This is a genomic window from Catenibacillus scindens (assembly GCF_014202115.1).
Classification (GTDB): Bacteria; Bacillota; Clostridia; order Lachnospirales; family Lachnospiraceae; genus Catenibacillus; species Catenibacillus scindens.
Window position 1 is genome coordinate 154,217 of record NZ_JACHFW010000006.1, and the last position, 16,050, is coordinate 170,266.

Sequence of the window (16,050 nt, forward strand, 5' to 3'; positions counted from 1 at the left end):
GACTTATTAACAATCGGAAGAGCCTGTCAAAAATAAAGAGCCTGTCCAACGCAGAATAAATTTTCCGCGCAGGACAAGCTCTCTGTTTTTAAGCTGGTCTTTATTCCATATTTCCGGGGAATTTGGGAATCCCGTCAAAGCCTGCCTTCAGTTCTTCATCTGTAGGGATATAGTCTTCCATCTTTCCATCGTGGAATGCCTCGTAGGCGTACATATCAAAATATCCTGTTCCCGTAAGGCCGAAAAGAATGGTCTTCTCCTCCCCGGTTTCTTTGCATTTTAACGCCTCGTCAATAGCAACTTTGATGGCATGGCTGCTTTCCGGAGCAGGAAGGATGCCTTCTACCCGAGCGAACTGCTCCGCTGCTTCAAATACAGCCGTCTGTGCCACTGCTCTGGCTTCCATATAGCCGTCATGATACAGTTGGGACAGAACAGAACTCATGCCGTGATAGCGCAGTCCGCCGGCATGACTGGGCGATGGAATAAACCCGCTTCCCAGAGTATACATTTTAGCCAGAGGACACACCATACCCGTATCACAGAAATCATAGGCAAATTTTCCTCTTGTAAAGCTTGGACAGGACGCCGGCTCTACCGCAATGAACTGATAGTCCGCCTCGCCTCTCAGCTTCTCGCCCATGAAAGGCGAGATCAGGCCGCCAAGATTGGAGCCGCCGCCGGCGCATCCGATAATGATGTCCGGTTTAATACCGTATTTATCCATGGCGATCTTCGTCTCCACACCAATGACCGACTGATGGAGAAGAACCTGATTCAGTACGCTTCCAAGAACATATCTGTACCCTTCCGTATGGGTCGCCACTTCCACTGCCTCAGAGATGGCGCAGCCAAGGCTTCCCGATGTGCCCGGATGTTCGGCCAGGATCTTTTGGCCCACTTTTGTTGTCTCCGACGGAGAAGGCGTTACCTGGGCGCCATAAGTGCGCATAACTTCCCGGCGGAAAGGTTTCTGCTCATAGGAGCATTTTACCATATACACCTTGCAGTCCAGATCGAGATAGGCGCAGGCCATAGCCAAAGCTGTTCCCCACTGTCCGGCTCCCGTCTCCGTAGTAACGCCTTTAAGTCCCTGCTCTTTCGCATAATAAGCCTGGGCGATGGCAGAGTTGAGTTTATGGCTTCCCGAAGTATTATTTCCCTCAAATTTATAGTAAATCTTTGCCGGGGTCTGAAGCTTCTCCTCTAAGCAGTACGCTCTGACCAGAGGTGACGGACGGTACATTTTATAAAAATTCCGGATTTTTTCCGGTATTTCAATATATCTGTTTTCATCGTCCAGTTCCTGCTTTACCAGCTCCTCGCAGAAAACCTGTCCCAGCTCCTCTGCTGTCATTGGCTGCAGCGTGGCCGGATTAAGGAGCGGAGCCGGCTTATTTTTCATGTCTGCCCGCACATTATACCAATCTTTTGGCATTTCATTCTCATCAAGATAAATTTTGTAAGGGATTTTTTTCTCGCTCATTATTAACTCTCCTTTCTAATACTCCGCCGCAAAGCAATCCTGCGCGGAGCGTTTTTTTATGTCATAGGAACCGAAGTTTCGACCATAAAAAAACTCCTGTCCCACGCAATGTAATACCATTGCAGGGACAAGAGTCATATTATTTTCAACTCCTGCGGTGCCACCCAGCTTGATGCCTTCGCATCCACTCATCGCATACTGACATATGCTCCTTTTTTAACGAAGTTATGCTCTCCGTCTCCCCTACCGGCCTGCCGGAAACATCTCTGATCCTGTAAAAGGACCAAACCGGCGGCTTTGGGGTTGCCCTCCTAAGCCCATTCGCTGTATATCCCTCTGCCGCGCTCTCACCTTTTCGCAGCTCTCTGTGAGATTTCTATTACAGTTACTCATTCTTTCTCAACGGTTTAATAAAACTTTATCACGTTACCAAAGGAATGTCAACCAATTATTCTGCCAAACTGTAAAGAATCGTAACAGTTTGGCCCGACCATCCCTGATGGCTGAACTGTGACTAAGAATCTTTTGAGTCTTTTCCGTCCTTCTTAGAATCTTTCTGAGCTTCCTCATCTGCAGATTCCTCCGGCTCCGGCTCGCACCGCTCCACCAGAACTTCCTTGACCCTTCGGTTTTCAATCTGTTTCACATGAAAGATCAGATTTCCCACTTTAATGTCAAAAGTTGTTCCGTCTTTTGGGATGGTATGTAACTGAGAAAATACCAGACCACCCACTGTATCATAGTCCGGACTCTCCAGACTATCCACGTCAAGTTCTTCGGAAAGGCTTTCGATATCACATTCACCGTTAACCCTCCAGATATTATCTGAGATCTGTTCCAGCTCTTTCTCCTCAAACTTGTCGTACTCATCGTAAATATTTCCGACGATTTCCTCAAGAAGGTCCTCCATCGTTACAATACCGCTAACCTGACCAAATTCGTCAATAACAACAGCAAAATGGATTTTCTTCGTCTGCATATCTTTAAACAGTTTATCCGCAGAAATACTTTCCGGGATAAAGTAAGGCGCGCGGAGAAACTTCTTCAGATCCTTGCGGTCCTCGCTGTGAGCCATAAGGAAATCTCTGGCATACAGCACGCCCACAATATCGTCAAAATCTTTATCATATACCGGAAAACGGGATTTTCCGCTGTTCCGGATAATCTCAAGAACTTCATTATCATCGGATTTGAGAGGGATAAAAATCACATCAGTGCTGTGAGTCATAATATCTCTCACCGGCGTGTCATCAAAAGCGAACACATTTTGTATCCATTCCTTCTCATCTTCGTCAATAACGCCTTTCTCTTCGCCAAGATCTACCATCATGCGAATCTCTTCTTCTGTAACACTCTCCTCCTCAGCTTCCGTCTTAAACCGGAGCAGGCGAAGGACCACGTTGGTTGATGCAGAGAGGAAGAAAATCACAGGACGCATGACAAATGCCACAGCGCTTACAACCCTGCAGGAAAATTTCGCCACCTGATAGGATTTCTGCATGGCAATTCGTTTCGGTACCAGCTCTCCAAGAATCAATGTAAAGTAGGATAAAATAATGGTAATCACAATTACGGAAAGGGTATTGAGGACTGAAAGAGGCAGACCTCGGAATCCAATACCGTTATACACCCAATCTACAAGATACTGGGCGAAATTATCCGCCGCGAACGCACTACCTAAAAATCCGGCCAGGGTAATACCTACCTGGATCGTTGATAAGAAGCCCGTAGGCTCTTCCACCAGTTTCAAAAGACGTCCGGCGGTCTTGTCGCCATCCTCCATCATCTTTTTAAGCTTGTTGCTGTTAAGGGAAACAACGGCAATCTCCGTAGCTGCGAAAAACGCATTAATTAAAATCAATATTACCTGTAAAAGTATCTGTTGGGGAACTGAGTCCAATGAAAATCACTCCTTCATAGTCAGTAACTATTTCGGACGGCGTATCTTCTTGTCAGGCTGCAGCCTGCTTTTTCCCGCCATCCCAAACTGTTACCATAATTATTATGCCGCACGTTTTACGGCAAGTTCATGTGTAAAAAATCAGTTGCTTTATAAATTTGGGGCCGGCATCTTACAGCCGTCCAATTCATCATCAAACTTTTCTGTCCATCTCCTCCTCATGATCCCGCATGAAAATCATGGTACTTAAAGGTACAAACTCCCTCGATCCACATTTCTTACAACCATGTCATGCCCAGTTCACTCACTGGATCAAAAACCCAAAGCGCTCTAAGACGCCGGGTGGTCTGCGCACAACTCCATGTATGGGTACATTTCATACAGACCGCCTGCGGATTTTGGCCCACCCCCTGGCTAAATCTGCGGCAAAATAGAAAAAGGGTGTTTTAAAAAGGCAGCAAAAACCAAGCGCAGCGAATGTGTTGCGTATTGCTTTTTAATTGCTCATCCTCATTAAAACACCTCAAATTAAAATCTGTATCTTTACCGAAACATACATGTCATTTTTATGATATCAAAAAAGAATGATATTGTCAAATTTAATTTTAATCCTGCTTTGGAATCCGGGAATTAAACTTATCCAAAGCCAGGGCGGCAATAATACCTACCACGATACAGATAATATTCACAGCGGCAGAGCCGGCGGACACTGTAAAGCTCTTAAACGGAATGATCATTACTGTAGCAGCGATCACAATACCGATAATGGCATGGAAAGCGTAGGGATAAAAATGATCAAACAGAGCATCCACCCCTTTTGCCAGGCAGATCACAGTGACAATAGCGCCAATAGCCGCCGGAACTAAGATCCCCATCTGAAGGCTTCCAAGACCATCGACAAACGGCGTGTACAGGCCAAGGGGCATAAGCAGGGTGGAGAAGCTCATTCCGGGGGCAATCACACTCAATGCCAGGCAGAAACCGCAGAAAATGTACCATCCGAAATTGGGGGTGATGGTCACTGAAAACAGATTCAGGGAAATCAGCAAGGTTAAGATCACTGCGAAAGCGATGACCATAGACACCCAGCTTCCCTTTGGCCGCCCCTGTTCTCCCGCTTCACGGAACAATGATGGCAGCATACCTGTGATCAGGCCAATAAACAGACATACCGATGGGTCCGGATACCGCTCCAGGAAAAAGGCCAGAATCTTTGCCACGCCCAGAAAACCTATAACCGCTCCGATAATCACCGGAAGCAGCTTTGGTACATGGGTCTTAAATCTTTTAAATGGGCTTCCCAGCAGTTCCATGACCGGTTTGTAAATACCAAAAACAACACAGAGTACGCCGCCGGAAATACCAGGCAGCACAGCGCCCACACCGATAAGGACACCCTGGAGTATCCTAAGAATCAGGCGCAGTACACCAGGATTATTATTTTTCATGAGATTTTTTTCCTTTCGTCACACATATTTATGGCAGCCCTCACAAATCTGCATCTGTGAAAGCCCTGTAAACTTAAATATACCATAACAAAAGGCCACATACAAGTCTGGGATTATTCATTTCTCCATATTTATCCCCAGACCTACATTTCCGCTGCTGCGCCCCGCCTGTCTTTCATCCAGAGGAAGCCAGTCCAGTACCTTTTTGATCTGGCGGTCCCAGAAATCCCACTCATGGCTTCCATCCTCCTCATCATATGTGACAGAGACGTTCTCCGCTTTCAGATAACGAGCAAAAGCACGGTTATCCTCAAGCAATCCATCCTGCCGTCCACAGGCCATATAAATTTCAGGAAACTTATCCCCATTTTCTTTCATCTTTTTCACAAGATAACGGGGATTCATGTCGCTGTCCGCCGCCGCTTCCAGATCTTTCCCAAAGGTGGCCTCACGGAAGGATCTCTTTTGGGCGAAATACATCCCGTCCTCTGTCAGAGAATCCAGATGTTCAAAGAAAAACGCAGAGGACAGGGCCGCCACATACCCGAAAGTTTCTGAATATTTCAGGCCGTTGCGCAGGGCCCCGTAGCCCCCCATGGACAGACCGCCAATAAATGTATCTTCCCGTTTTTCCGACAGACGGAACATTTTACGGGTCATATCTACCAGCTCCTCACCGATAAACTGTCCGTAATAATTATGCTCCTGCGCCCGGTCTACATAACTGGCATTGTCGCCGGAAGGCATGACTACCGCCAAATTTTTTTCCTCCGCCCACCGCTGTATCCGGGTGCCGTAAAGCCAGTCGGTATAGTTTCCCAGTATCCCGTGGAGAAGATAGAGGGTTTTAAAGGGTTTCACCGGTTTGCGCTTTTCTCCCGGCATAGGAAGTTTGTCCGCAGGAAGGATCACGTGCATAGGAACGGTGCGCATTAATGTCTCAGATATAAAATTTACTTCTAATACTGCCATAGTCTTCAATCTCCTTTTCTTTTTCAAAAACAGGAACGGCGGGATTTCTTATCCCGCCGCGCCCTTTAGAAGATCGTCACAATAAAACCTGTCTGTCAAATCTAATTACTCCGCGGCCTGGCCATTTTCGGCAAGCCATGCGTCCAACTGGCCCTGGATCTCATTCATATAAGTCTCAAGACCACTGCTGTAAAGTCTGTCAATAAATTCATTATAGGTATCTTCATCGGCAATACCGCAGTCAACCATGGCCTGATATTCCGAGTAAACGGAAGATAACTGGGCGGTCTCATTGGTGATAGGCTCTGTATCTACAGCAAAGCCAAGGAGAGGTGAGTAAGTCAGGCTGCTCTGGTCAATATCCGACACTTTATACCCAAGGGCCATATCGGATGCTGTCTGATCACATAAAAGAACATTTCCGAAAATACCCACAGTATTTGGCGCGTAACTGCTGCTTGTATCAACAACAAGGCCTCCCTGATCGTCGTAGGCATAATTCTCTCCTTCCAGCCCGTAGCTGACAAGCATTTTCAGATCCTTATCTGTATAGCACAGGTTCAGGACACGTGCCGCCGCTTCCGGCTCTGTGGCGCTGACAGGAATAGCCATGGTCATGATCGTCATCGTCCCTGTAGTTACACATCCATCCGCCAGTTTTACAGAAACCAAAGGTTCTCCCGCCATTTCCTCGCTTCCGCTTGTCCTTGATCGGTTTCCTGCAAGAAAATAGGAAAATACTGTATTATCCCCGCTGGGATCATCCTCACGGATCATAACATCCGCGTCAATATAGCCTTTCGTGTACCAATCGTGTAAAATGGCGGCCGCTTCTTTGTATTCTTCAGTTTCATAAATATTAACCACTTTTGCGGCATCATCCTGAACCATAACTCCCACTATAGATGTTCCAAGGGTGTCATAAGCAGTGCCAGTCAGCATAACTCCGCTAGAACCCAGCAGGTTCTTTGCTCCGGAACTGATCATCTTCATATCCGGGTGAAGCTCATGAACTGCCGCGAAAACTTCTGTAATATCATCCACACTCTGGATATCTTCTGCAGTGAATCCCGCTTCTGTCAGATAAGATTCACGGCAGATCCAGTAAAGATCGTTGGTATTATCGGTGTACACCGGAACGCCGTACACGCTGCCGTCAACAGTAGTTGCGTCCAGATATGTATCCGGCAAAAGTTCAAGAGTTTCCGGGGCATAATCCGCGAGAAGATCATCAATTGGCAAAAGCTGCCCTGCATTAACCATAGTATTAAAATTCCCCGCGCCTGCCGGGAATGTGGAGATCAGATCAATCTTATCCCCGGCGCCCACCTGCATAGGCATCTGGGAAAGATAGCTTCCCATCTCAAGCATTTCCAGGTTGACATGGACATTGATCTTTTCCATAGTGATCTCATTGACAGCCGCTTCCACAGCCTCCAGCCCTTCCTGAGTGTAGGTGCCGCCCACGTTCCATATCATCCACGTCACTTCCGCCGGGTCTTCCTCCCAGTCTACCGGCACGCCCTGGCCGCTGTCTGCTCCGTTCTCCGTATTTTCCGCGGCTGCTGCACCGCTGTCATCTTCCGCTGCGCTGCTGCCAGCATCCCCGCTGTCATCACTTACAGCCGCGCCGCCGTTATTGTCTGCCGTTGCCCCGGACGATTCCGAGTTGCCGCAGCCTGCACCCAGAGCAGCGATCATTGACACACACAGCAAACCTGCCATCCACTTATTTTTCATTAAAAGTTCTCCTCCTTTTTATTTCTCCCATTAGAGTAACCACATTTCTCAGTGACAGGCCGCCTATCGGCTGAACCGTCACTGCTTTTTAAGATGAGTTTAGTATACCTCTGTCCGTCCCCCGTTTCATTCGTCCTCTTGTCCGGATTTTGTCCTGCCCGTGCCGATTTTCTCTAAAAATAAATTAAAGGTTAAAATCCGGCAATAAAAATTGCTGATTTTAACCTTTTATGTTCTGCCCCATGGATTATCAGGCAAACGAACCGTAGTCTTTGACTGCTTATCCCATTACATGATGAAAGCGACAAAAGGTCATGCGGGCTGCGCTTGCGCAGGCAAGCATGGCTTTGTGGCGCGCAAAACACCGAAAAGCAGTCATTTTTCGCAGAAAAATGAGCGGATTTGAGGTGTTTTTAGGATTGGGGAGTACGAAGTACGGAGCAATCCGTGTCTCATGCCCATTTGTCGGGCAACTCTTATTATATGAGGGGGGGTTCTTTTATGAGGATTATCATTGTCTGCTGTCTTTTTCTGTCCATTATTTTCCTGCTTCTTGCCCGCGCGAACAAATCCCGCAAAAAAACCTGGGTCAAAGCTTTCCGGCTAAAAGCAACAGTTACCCGCATCCGCTACTCCGAATCCAGGCCGTCCAGGGATATCATTGACGACGACAAATCCTCCACCGAAGTCACATTGGGATTTTCCTGCCTTGGTCAGGACTATGAAAAGATCCGGGAGTATAAAGGGATATTAAAGGCGCCCTCTCGGCCCGGAATACGTCTCCCGATCCTCTTTGACCCTGCCACTAAAAACTGGTGCCTGTCCAGAGAAGCAAGGCCTTTTTGGATTCTGCACCTTATTTTGGCCGCCTTCTTTTTGATAACCGCCATTGCTTTCATATTTCGCGGAAATTACATACTGACAGAACTTTCAGACTATCAGGTAGAGGCCCCCAATCTCACCGGCGGTATTTTCCTGGGGATATTGGGCGTTTTTGTCTTGGCCGCCGCAATAGCGTGCTTCATTTTTTTTATCCCCTTATGTTTCCGTCCCTTTTTCGATCCGATCCTGTGGAGCATTAAATATGTTTTGGGCGCCTTTGAGCCGGTGGAAGCACGATGTACCGGGCTGATCCGCAAAGACAAAGGCGAGGACGGATACAGTTATTATCCACTGTTCGCTTATACCGATCCCCAAAGAGGCCGGATGCAATGGCACACCTCCCGCGAAAAGGCAAAAAAGCATTTTCGGATGGGCGAGATCTACACCCTTTACCTGGACAAAAAATCCGGCGTTTGCTCTCTTATGCCATCCTCCTCTGAAATTGTTTCCATTTTCTTTTCTATTGTCCCAGCAGTCTTCGGCCTTTTTTTCACCCTTTCCCTGGCGTTTGTCGCTCTTGTCATGTTTTACTGCGCTGTCATTTCCTTCTGATTCCTCCGGTCACTTCCGGGTGATTTTGATCAGCCGTATCTCATGGGCCTTGAGAGTCTCCATAAATTCCAGCTTTCCCCCATCGGCGCGGATGTGGCTGTTTTTCTGGCAGGGAATACATCTCTTTTTTAGATACTGAATATTTTCCAGACTCAGGGGTTCCTCAAGCCCCAGATGTTCCCACTCCTCAAGGACGCTGCCCTGAACTGGGGACACATTATACTGCCGGATAAGATACTCTCCGTTTTCCACACCTTCCAGGACAAAAGAAATATCAAGACTTTCCTCATCCTCAAAAAGATGCTGGACTTCCGGGAGGTCAAAATCGTATTCATCTCTCATGTAGTAATTATATTTCATCTGCTTATGGTTATAGCAAAAGATAATATACTCCGAGCGCTCCCCTGCGGTAATGATCCCGTTTTCAAAGGTTCCCAGAAGGTAAGGCCCAAGCATTTGCATAAATGTCAGGGCATAGAAAGAAGGCTTGTATATACCGGCGCGGGTGATCAGCCCCCACGCTCCGATGAGCAGCCGGGATGAATCATAATAGCTCCCGGAAAAATCGCTGATAACATCATAGGCTGCCAGAGAAATCTGCCCCAGGAGCCGGATCATCTGGTCCGCCATAAGGGCCGCCTTACCGCAAGTATCATTAAAGTAATTGCGCTGGGATATGGTCATATTCCACTCTGTAACGTACAGCGGCATATGGTCCCATCCCTCCTCCGCCATTATAGTCCTGCAGGAGGCGACGTCCTCCATGGCCGCTGTATTCAGCCGGCGCTGCCCGTGGAGACGTCCGTCTATATCTGCCCTCTCATAGGGCAGCAGATAGATCGAGATAAAATCCGGCCTTTCAGCCTCAGCGCTCCACCGGTGAATCAAACCACGGAATTTTTCCGGGCTTATTGCCGTACTCAGGCCGCATCCACCAATCCGGGCGTGGGGCAGCCGTCTGTGTATACACCTGCTTATATCGGAAAAATTATCTATAAAATCCCCCGGAAGGCCCATGGTATTTTCAAAATACTCGTCATACCAGCATTCAAATATCCATTTTTTCACTTCCCGAAGACCGTATCTTGATATCAGATGGCTGACCAGGCTGTCAATGACGCCCAGACATTCCTCCATAGTTTCAAAAATTTTTTCAGACCGCCGCTCCACCACATCTTCGTTAATGCTCTTTTTTATACCGTAAGGTTTATTGTCCAGACTGACAATAGGGCAGATCCCCTCCTCAACAAGGAAGTCGAAAACTGTATCCAGAGTATCAAAACTGCTGATAAAAGGTTCATGACCGGGGCGGAGCAGCATTGTCTCAGATAAAATCCCGATCACCCGTCCATAGGTAAATGCAAGATCCCGGCGGGCGCTGGCAATCTGGGACTGAAGAACCGCTGAAAGAAGTTTCTCAGCCAGCCCCAGATTCACCGCTTTCCCCCAGATATTGTCAAAAGGCTCCCTCTGCCCGGCATTGGCCCTGGCCGTTATATGGTTTTTCTTCCAGGGATTCCACACCTGTGTATCGCTTCCCTGTACATATTTTTCCAGGAAACTCTGATCCGCCAGGGAGGCGCCCTCCAAAGCCTTCTCCACATGGCCCTGTCTGCGGTAAACCATAGGGGACATGCCATAAAGTTCTTTAAACGCCCGGCAGAACACTGAGGAATTGGCAAATCCATGATTCTGGGCGATCCATGCGATAGACTTATCTGTGTAGCGTATGTCCTCCAGAGCAAAATGGAGGCGCACGTTATTGACATACTCAATAAAAGTCATCCCCACCCGCTTTTTAAAATACCGGGAAAAGGATGACGGGGCCATGTACATCAGATCCGCCATCTCCGCCAGAGTCAGAGGCTTGGCATAATTGGCGTTAATGTACTGGAGCATTTTTTCTGTCCGGACGTCTTCCCCCTTTTGAGATTCTCCCTGAGTATCTGTCATAAAGTACCGGGAGAGATAGTGGAGCAGCCTGTAAAGCTGACTTTTCTTCATAAATGTCATTTTGTCCATATTCACCGCGCACTCACTGAGGAGATTTCCCATAATGATTCTCAGGCCATTATATTTGTCATTTTTTTCCACGGTGCTGTTGCAGTAAAAAAATAAGATTTTTTTGTCCTGATATTTCAGCAGGGCAAAATAATTCAGGCGGATGAGGCACACATGGCTGTTCCCCAGGGAATATATGCCGTGGCGGTGATTGCTGTTGACAACCATCACATCTTCCTCCCCAAGGTCAAACTGCTTTTCCAGCATAGATACCCTCACTCTGCCGTCAATAACAAAGATCAGCTCCACATCCTGGTGCATATGTTCCTGCTGTGATATATTTTCAGCGAATTGTATGGTAAATTCTTCTTCCTGATATCCGGCCATCGACAGCCTCCTCTAAAACCCATTCTTTTTCAATACATATATATCCGTTCTTCGATGCTTTAACAAAGGCAACTGCTCGCGCACGGCCGCCACTTTATCCAGATCAATGTCTGTCACCTGGATGCCCGCCTTCTCATCCATCTGGGCCGCCACACTGCCCCACGGGTCGGCCACAATGCTGTGGCCCCAGGACACATAATCCCCCGATTCATCTCTGGCCGGGGCGGTTCCCACGGCAAACACCTGGTTATTCACCGCCTGTGACCGAAACATCAGCTCCCAGTGGGCCGGCCCTGTAGTCATATTAAAAGCCGCCGGGACAAGGATCACCTGGGCTCCTTCAAGAGCCATAAGCCGCCCAAGCTCAGGGAATCGAAAGTCATAGCAGATACACAGGCCAAAACGGCCGAACTCTGTGTCAAACACCGTCACCTGATCCCCGGCTGATAAAGTGGCGGATTCCTGAAAATGCTGGCCGCCTTCCACGGCAATATCAAAGAGGTGCATCTTCCTGTGTTTTCCGATGGGATTGCCCTGGCGGTCAAAAACATAGGCGGTATTGTAAATTTTTCCGGAAGGGTCTCTCTCCGGTATGGTTCCGGCAGACAAATAAACGTGAAGCCGCCGCGCCGTCTCCCGGCATGTCTGCCACAAAGGCCCCCGCTCCTCCTGGGCATACACCGGAAAATTTCCCACAGCATAGGGACAGGCAAACATTTCCGGCAGGGCGATCACGTCCGCTCCCATGGCGGCCGCCCTGGCTGCCATCCGCTCCATATATTCCACAGACAGTCTGATCTCTTTATATACCGGCATCTGTATCTGCGCCAGTCGAAACTTCATAGGTCATGCCTCCTTCGTCAACGTCCGATCTTCATAGTGCTTTTATAGTAAACGACAAATATATTTGTCGTTTACTATAAACCCTCCGGGGGATGCGCACGATTTTTGCAAGGAAAGATCGGCGCTTTGCGCAGCAAAAATCGGCGCAGGAAACGTCATAATAAATATTATTATGACGTTTCCTATATTATACACTATTTCTCCCGATTGCAAAACAGCCCTTTCGATGAAACAATATGCCGACGTTACTGTTCGCTGGCTTGCCAGTGAACAGTAACACAGTTCAGCCATCAGGGATGGGCTGAGCGCCCGTTAATGAGCAAAGGAGCGGCGTAAGCCGCAGGTCAGCGCGGGCGCAGCGAAGGCGCGGCTGAGCTGTCACTATGCGCCCGCCGGGGCGCACCACCGAAAAGGCGCCGCAGCCATAAACCTGGCGCGGCGCCTTTTGTAGTATTGCCGCATATCTGCGCGGCACAAAATTTCTTATGTAAACATCATACGGTCATTGGCAAATTCACTGCCGCTGGCCTGCTCAAATTTCTGCAAAAGATCTGAAACCTGAAGTTTCATCTTCTCCTCGCCGGACACATCATAAATGATCCGCCCCTCATGCATCATCACAAGACGGTTGCCGTGAGCGATGGCGTCTTTCATGTTGTGAGTGACCATCATGGCAGTCAAATGATTTTCCGCGATGATCTTATCGGAAATATCCAGAACTTTCTGAGCGGTCTTAGGATCCAAAGCCGCCGTATGTTCATCCAGAAGCAGCAACTTTGGCTTCTGGATCGCTGCCATTAAAAGGGTGATGGCCTGACGCTGTCCCCCGGACAAAAGCCCTACTTTTGTGGACATCCGGGATTCCAGTCCCAGATCCAGGGATTTTAACATTTCACAGTAATGCTCCCGCTCTTTGCGGGTAATTCCCCACCGCAGCGTCCGGTGCTGTCCCCGGCGTGCGGCAATAGCCATATTTTCATCAATAGCCATAGTGGCAGCGGTTCCTGTCATCGGGTCCTGAAAAACCCGGCCAAGATACTTTGCCCGCTTGTGTTCAGGCAGGCGGGTCACATCCACACCGTCAATGAGGATTTTTCCGTCATCCACCGGCCATACTCCGGCTACAGCGTTTAAGGTCGTCGATTTTCCGGCGCCGTTTCCGCCGATAATCGTCACAAAATCTCCAGGATTTAACCGAAGATTGACACCGTTTAAAGCGATCTTTTCATTGATCGTTCCAATGTTAAAAGTTTTGTGTATGTTGACTAATTCAAGCATATAACTCATTTTCCCGGCACCGCCTTTCTCTTTCGGCCATACTTGCCTTTAAGATAAGGGATGGCCAGGAAGCAGGCAACCACCACGGCGGAAAAAAGTTTCATGTAGTCCTGAGGCATTTTCAGCCAGAGGACAACGGCGATAACCATATAGTAAATAATAGCGCCGATAACAACAGCGATCATTGTATAAGCAAAAGCCATACTCCGCCCGGAACAGAGCTTCGCGAACAACACCTCGCCGATGATGACAGCGGCCAGGCCGATGACAATAGCGCCCCGGCCCATGTTGACATCAGCGGAACCCTGATACTGGGCGTAAAGCCCGCCGCACAGTCCCACAAGGCCGTTGGACAGCATAAGCGCCAACACTTTCATAAAATTTGTACTGATGCCCTGAGCCCTGGCCATATTTGGATTACATCCGGTAGTACGAATGGCTCCGCCAAGCTCAGTACCGAAAAACCAGTATAAGATAGCGATCAAAACCAGACATCCAATAATGATTCCGGCAAAAAACACTACACGGGTAGTCATATCGCCAGTGACATACCGCAGAGACGCCACTAACGGGTACTGATCCACATTGATTCCCTGATTCGCTTTTCCCATAATCCCCAAATTAACAGAATAAAGGGAAATCTGGGTCAATATACTTGCCAGTATGCCGGGAATCCCCAAAAGCGTATGTAACAGACCGGTCACCAGTCCGGCCAGCATTCCCGCGAGGAAAGCAAACACCAGGGCCAGCGCCGGATGAACGCCTCCGCGGATAAGCATAACGGCTACTGCCCCTCCGGTGGCCAGCGAACCGTCCACCGTCAGGTCGGCAAAATCCAGCAGCCGAAAGGTGATAAACACCCCCAGGGCCATAATACCCCAGATCAGTCCCTGAGCCACGTTCCCCGGCAGAGAACGCGCTAATGCTCCGGGATCCAAAGAGGAAAAATATGCAAACATATGATTTCATCCAAACCTTTCTTATTCCGCCTCAATGGCAACATAATCGTCCGGAACAGTGATTCCCAGAGATTCGCACAGATCAGCGTTGTATTTTTTCTCCACTACCGGAGCATACTCCACTTCCATCGCGGAGACATCCGCGCCGTTGACAAGAATATCGTAAGCCATTTCACCGGCTTTGTAACCAATATCATAATAATCAATGGAAAGAGTGGCAATACCGCAGCCCCGGCACATATTTTCTTCCCCGGCAATGACCGGAATACCGGCAGGCTCGCAGATATTATTGATAATTTCTGTATTTGAGGCCATAGTATTATCTGTCGGGATATAGAGCGCGTCACATTCTGTTGTGGCGGAAGTTACAACGGACTGAATCTCATTGGAATCTGCTGCTGTATACTCGGCATATTCAATGCCGTCCTCCTCCAGCGCTTTTTCAAATTCCTGAGCCTGATAGGCAGAATTTGCTTCGGCGGAACAATAAACAATACCTACTTTTGTCACGTCAGGGACAAGCTCCAGAAGCATATCCTCCTGCTGGTCGATGGGGGCAAGGTCGCTTGTTCCGGAAATATTGGTGCCGCTGACCCCTGTCCAGTCGGAGATATCCAGCGCCGCGCCGAAATCTGTAATAGAGGTTCCCAGAATTGGGATCGTATTGGTGGCGGCTGCCGCGCTCTGCAGAGCAGTTGTGCCGTTGGCCAGGATCAAATCCACATCGGAGGCGACAAAATTATTGACGATCGTCGCGCAGTTGGCCTGTTCGCCCTGGGCGTTCTGAGTCTCAAAAGTTACATAGTCCGCGCCAAATAGCTCTGTACAGGCATCCTGAAAGCCCTGTGTAGCCTTATCCAGAGCATCATGCTCTAACTGCTGGCAGATACCGATATTATAAACTGTACCGTCGGTACCGGAAGCGGCTTGGCTCCCCTCCTGCCCGTCAGCAGCTTCAGACGCTGCTGTTGTCTGGGCGGATGAATCCGCGGCCGCAGAATCGCCGGTGCCTGAACTGCCGCATCCCGCGATGAGCGCGGTTCCCATGATACACGACACAAACAAAGCAAATCCTTTTTTCATTAATCTTCCTTTCATAAATAAAACTCCTCTCCTTGACTAATCCTAGTACATTTTTGTAAGCCAAATCAGAAAATAGTCCGGACAAAAGCCCGGTAGTATATTCCATATCAAGGCTATCATACTTTTCGGGATCATTTTAACACGCTAAACCGTTACGGTTAAACGCTTTAAATCACTAAATTCGTATCAACTATTATACTCCCTTTCTAAAGATTTATCAACATGGTTTTTTGGAAATTTTAATAACAGTTCAGCCATCAGGAATGGGCAGGCTGATTTATGCTTGCATAAGGATCAGCCTTCCATTCCTGATGAAGTGAGCGCCCGATAATGAGCAAAGGAGCGGCGTAAGCCGCGGGTCAGCGCGTCAGCGCGACTTTGCGAATGGCGCGGCTGAACTGTTGCAGCAGTTCAGCCATCAGAATGGGCAGGCTGATTTATGCTTGCATAAGGATCAGCCTTCCATTCCTGATGAAGTGAGCGCCCGATAATGAGCAAAGGAGCGGCGTAAGCCGCGGG

11 protein-coding genes are annotated in these 16,050 nt (G+C 48.5%); 1 reads left to right on the forward strand and 10 read right to left on the reverse strand.

Annotation, left to right across the window (positions count from 1 at the left end):
- Positions 1 to 100: 100 nt before the first annotated feature.
- The 5 genes from HNP82_RS09235 to HNP82_RS09255 all read right to left on the reverse strand — a co-directional run bounded on the left by HNP82_RS09235 (position 101) and on the right by HNP82_RS09255 (position 7,546).
- The gene (locus HNP82_RS09235) at positions 101 to 1,486 is read right to left on the reverse strand and encodes a TrpB-like pyridoxal phosphate-dependent enzyme (protein WP_183773633.1); all 1,386 of its coding nucleotides are present in this window, start codon (positions 1,484 to 1,486) and stop codon (positions 101 to 103) included.
- A gap of 514 nt (positions 1,487 to 2,000) precedes the next feature.
- Positions 2,001 to 3,347, reverse strand: coding sequence for a hemolysin family protein (locus tag HNP82_RS09240; protein WP_330599516.1), 1,347 nt, complete (start codon positions 3,345 to 3,347; stop codon positions 2,001 to 2,003).
- Between the two features lie 644 nt (positions 3,348 to 3,991).
- Complete coding sequence (locus HNP82_RS09245) at positions 3,992 to 4,834, reverse strand: DUF368 domain-containing protein (RefSeq protein ID WP_183773637.1); 843 nt, start codon at positions 4,832 to 4,834, stop codon at positions 3,992 to 3,994.
- A 117-nt stretch (positions 4,835 to 4,951) separates the two neighbouring features.
- The gene (locus HNP82_RS09250; RefSeq protein ID WP_183773639.1) at positions 4,952 to 5,806 is read right to left on the reverse strand and encodes an alpha/beta hydrolase; all 855 of its coding nucleotides are present in this window, start codon (positions 5,804 to 5,806) and stop codon (positions 4,952 to 4,954) included.
- A 105-nt stretch (positions 5,807 to 5,911) separates the two neighbouring features.
- Positions 5,912 to 7,546, reverse strand: a complete 1,635-nt coding sequence (locus HNP82_RS09255; RefSeq protein ID WP_183773641.1) for an extracellular solute-binding protein — start codon at positions 7,544 to 7,546, stop codon at positions 5,912 to 5,914.
- A 501-nt stretch (positions 7,547 to 8,047) separates the two neighbouring features.
- Between HNP82_RS09255 and HNP82_RS09260 the strand changes: the two genes are divergently transcribed.
- A complete protein-coding gene (locus tag HNP82_RS09260; protein ID WP_183773643.1) occupies positions 8,048 to 8,980 on the forward strand; it encodes a hypothetical protein in 933 nt (310 codons plus the stop codon).
- Between the two features lie 9 nt (positions 8,981 to 8,989).
- On the opposite strand, the gene HNP82_RS09265 is transcribed toward HNP82_RS09260, so the two are convergent.
- From HNP82_RS09265 to HNP82_RS09285, 5 genes are all read right to left on the reverse strand, one after another.
- Positions 8,990 to 11,368 carry a GH39 family glycosyl hydrolase gene (locus tag HNP82_RS09265; protein ID WP_183773645.1) on the reverse strand — a complete coding sequence of 793 codons (2,379 nt, stop codon included), beginning with the start codon at positions 11,366 to 11,368 and terminating at the stop codon, positions 8,990 to 8,992.
- 12 nt (positions 11,369 to 11,380) lie between these two features.
- A complete protein-coding gene (locus HNP82_RS09270) occupies positions 11,381 to 12,211 on the reverse strand; it encodes a carbon-nitrogen hydrolase family protein (RefSeq protein WP_183773647.1) in 831 nt (276 codons plus the stop codon).
- Positions 12,212 to 12,694: 483 nt separating this feature from the next.
- Positions 12,695 to 13,489, reverse strand: coding sequence for an ABC transporter ATP-binding protein (locus HNP82_RS09275; RefSeq protein WP_183773756.1), 795 nt, complete (start codon positions 13,487 to 13,489; stop codon positions 12,695 to 12,697).
- 5 nt (positions 13,490 to 13,494) lie between these two features.
- Positions 13,495 to 14,448 (reverse strand): ABC transporter permease, encoded by a 954-nt coding sequence (locus HNP82_RS09280; RefSeq protein WP_183773650.1) that lies wholly within the window; start codon positions 14,446 to 14,448, stop codon positions 13,495 to 13,497.
- Between the two features lie 21 nt (positions 14,449 to 14,469).
- Positions 14,470 to 15,546, reverse strand: coding sequence for an ABC transporter substrate-binding protein (locus HNP82_RS09285; protein ID WP_243164713.1), 1,077 nt, complete (start codon positions 15,544 to 15,546; stop codon positions 14,470 to 14,472).
- Between the last annotated feature and the right edge of the window lie 504 nt (positions 15,547 to 16,050).

Bases quoted from the DNA above. Each gene is read 5' to 3' on its own strand.
- HNP82_RS09235 (WP_183773633.1), bottom strand. From the start codon at position 1,486: ATGAGCGAGAAAAAAATCCCTTACAAAATTTATCTTGATGAGAATGAA.
- HNP82_RS09245 (WP_183773637.1), bottom strand. From the start codon at position 4,834: ATGAAAAATAATAATCCTGGTGTACTGCGCCTGATTCTTAGGATACTC.
- HNP82_RS09250 (WP_183773639.1), bottom strand. From the start codon at position 5,806: ATGGCAGTATTAGAAGTAAATTTTATATCTGAGACATTAATGCGCACC.
- HNP82_RS09255 (WP_183773641.1), bottom strand. From the start codon at position 7,546: ATGAAAAATAAGTGGATGGCAGGTTTGCTGTGTGTGTCAATGATCGCT.
- HNP82_RS09260 (WP_183773643.1), top strand. From the start codon at position 8,048: ATGAGGATTATCATTGTCTGCTGTCTTTTTCTGTCCATTATTTTCCTG.
- HNP82_RS09265 (WP_183773645.1), bottom strand. From the start codon at position 11,368: ATGGCCGGATATCAGGAAGAAGAATTTACCATACAATTCGCTGAAAAT.
- HNP82_RS09270 (WP_183773647.1), bottom strand. From the start codon at position 12,211: ATGAAGTTTCGACTGGCGCAGATACAGATGCCGGTATATAAAGAGATC.
- HNP82_RS09275 (WP_183773756.1), bottom strand. From the start codon at position 13,489: ATGCTTGAATTAGTCAACATACACAAAACTTTTAACATTGGAACGATC.
- HNP82_RS09280 (WP_183773650.1), bottom strand. From the start codon at position 14,448: ATGTTTGCATATTTTTCCTCTTTGGATCCCGGAGCATTAGCGCGTTCT.
- HNP82_RS09285 (WP_243164713.1), bottom strand. From the start codon at position 15,546: ATGAAAGGAAGATTAATGAAAAAAGGATTTGCTTTGTTTGTGTCGTGT.